Genomic DNA, 2,187 nt, shown 5'->3' on the forward strand with positions numbered 1-2,187 from the left:
AAAAGAAGGAAAAGGGGTTTACTAATGATTGAAGTAGAAAAATTATGTAAATCTTTTACTAGACAAGTGAAAGATGAAAGTAAGAAACAGAAATTTAGAACAAAAAAAGAAGAGTTTTTAGCAGTAAATAATTTAACTTTTAAAGTGGATAAAGGACAAATTATAGGGATACTAGGACCAAATGGGGCAGGAAAAACCACGTTACTTAGGATGCTTGGTGGAATCTTAACTCCAACTTCTGGTCACATTAAAATAGGGGATTATGATTATGAAGAAGATAAAAATGCAGCTAAAAAGGAAATCGGATATTTATCAGGAAATACAAAATTATATAATAGACTTTCTCCAAGAGAGCTATTAACTACTTTTGGAAATTTATATGATATGACAAAGGAAGAAATAGAAAAGTCCATAGAAAATATAATTGAAATTATGGATATGGAAAGTTTTATTGATAATAGAATAGAAAATTTGTCTACAGGACAAACTCAAAGAACATCAATTGCAAGATGTCTTATTCATAACCCAAGTATATATATTTTTGACGAGCCCACATTAGGTTTAGATGTAATTAGTAGCAAATCTATTATAGACTTTATGAAAAGAGAAAAATATGAGGGAAAAACTGTACTATATTCAACTCACTATATGGAAGAAGCAGAAATTTTATGTGACAAAATTTATATGATGCATAAGGGTGAATTTATAGCTGAGGGAAGTTGTGAAGAACTTAAATCTAGATATAACACAAATAGTCTTAGAGATATATTTATAAATTTAGCTAGTGAGAGGGGGGATTTAAATGAGGACTAAGATGGTAAAAGCTATCTTTAAGAAAGAGATGATAGATATTCTTAGAGATAAGAGAACTTTATTTATGGGAATTATCCTTCCTTTAATTTTATACCCTGTTCTTATGTTAATAATGACTCAAATTATGACCATGTCTATAAGTAGCATTGAAAGTGAAGATATTAATATTGCTTTTGAGAAAAGTCCAAATAATGAATTGATATCTATAATTGAAAACTATACAGATGAAAGTACTGGGCATATTAATATAGTAGATACTAATAATTATAAAGAAGATTTAGAAGAAGGATACATTGATGCATATATAAGTGTAAAAGGCAAAAATAAAATAGAAAATTATGAAATATACATAAATTCATCAAAAGAAAATGCATCTAGTGTGAATAGTAAGCTAGAAAGTATTTTTTCATTATACAAAGATAGTAAAATTAAAAATAAAATAGAACAATCAAATCTAGATGTAAAAGAAACTCTAAACCCTGTGGTATATGAAACTGTAGATGTGGCTAAAAATGAAGAGTTAGCAGGGTTTGTACTGGGTCAGATACTTCCATTTATATTAATTATGGGAGTGCTTCTAGGTGCGATTTATCCAGCAATAGATTCTATGGCAGGAGAAAAAGAAAGAGGTACATTAGAAACCTTATTTACACTACCTATTACTAACTTGGAACTCGTTATGGGTAAATATATGGCAGTATCCATCTGCGCCATTGTAACTGCTATTTTAAATGTTATATCCATATTATTAACATTAATATATATTTTAACAACGGGTGAATTAACAGGTCAGTTATTTTCTGATAGCTTAAAAATATCAAACTTGGCAGGACCTTTGTTTATCACAGTGATCTGTGTTTGTTTATTTGCCATGGTGGTATCAGCTGTAAGTATGTGTGTATGCTCTTTGGCAAAAAGTTTTAAAGATGCGCAAAACTATATTACACCAGTTATGTTTTTAGTTTTAATACCTTCATATGCATCTATGATACCCAACATGACCTTGGATAGAACTACGGCTATAATACCTGTTGTGAATATATCTTTATTAATAAAAAGTGTATTAAGTTTTCAAGCTAACTTGGGTTTAATTGCCTTAGTATTTATATCAAATTTTGCATTTGTAATTTTGGCAGTGATTTTATTATCAAAAATGTTTAACTCAGAAGAAATTTTATTTGGAAGTGGAAAGAATTTCTCATTCTTAGAAAAAAGAATTGATATAAAAAAAGGTACCATGCCAAGTGTATGAAGTGAACCCTTTACACGGGAATAAATAAAACAACCTCTTTTGAAACATACTATATGTATGATTTTAAAGGAGGTTATTTTATTATGAGTACAAGAGTACACTACTCACCAGAAATAAAATGG

Annotated in this window: 2 protein-coding genes; both read left to right on the forward strand. The window is 28.8% G+C overall.

The features are described 5' to 3' along the window. The first annotated feature begins 24 nt into the window (after positions 1-24). On the forward strand, positions 25-813 hold the full coding sequence (locus NSA58_RS19280) for an ABC transporter ATP-binding protein (RefSeq protein WP_039680896.1): 789 nt from the start codon (positions 25-27) through the stop codon (positions 811-813). Next, entirely contained in the window at positions 803-2,065 is a 1,263-nt protein-coding gene (locus NSA58_RS19285) for an ABC transporter permease subunit/CPBP intramembrane protease (protein ID WP_257560874.1), read from the forward strand. Before NSA58_RS19280 ends, NSA58_RS19285 begins: the two co-directional genes overlap by 11 nt. Positions 2,066-2,187 lie beyond the last annotated feature (122 nt).

Origin of the sequence: Terrisporobacter muris (assembly GCF_024621905.1) — a bacterium.
GTDB lineage: Bacteria > Bacillota > Clostridia > Peptostreptococcales > Peptostreptococcaceae > Terrisporobacter > Terrisporobacter muris.

Bases quoted from the DNA above. Each gene is read 5' to 3' on its own strand.
- NSA58_RS19280 (WP_039680896.1), top strand. From the start codon at position 25: ATGATTGAAGTAGAAAAATTATGTAAATCTTTTACTAGACAAGTGAAA.
- NSA58_RS19285 (WP_257560874.1), top strand. From the start codon at position 803: ATGAGGACTAAGATGGTAAAAGCTATCTTTAAGAAAGAGATGATAGAT.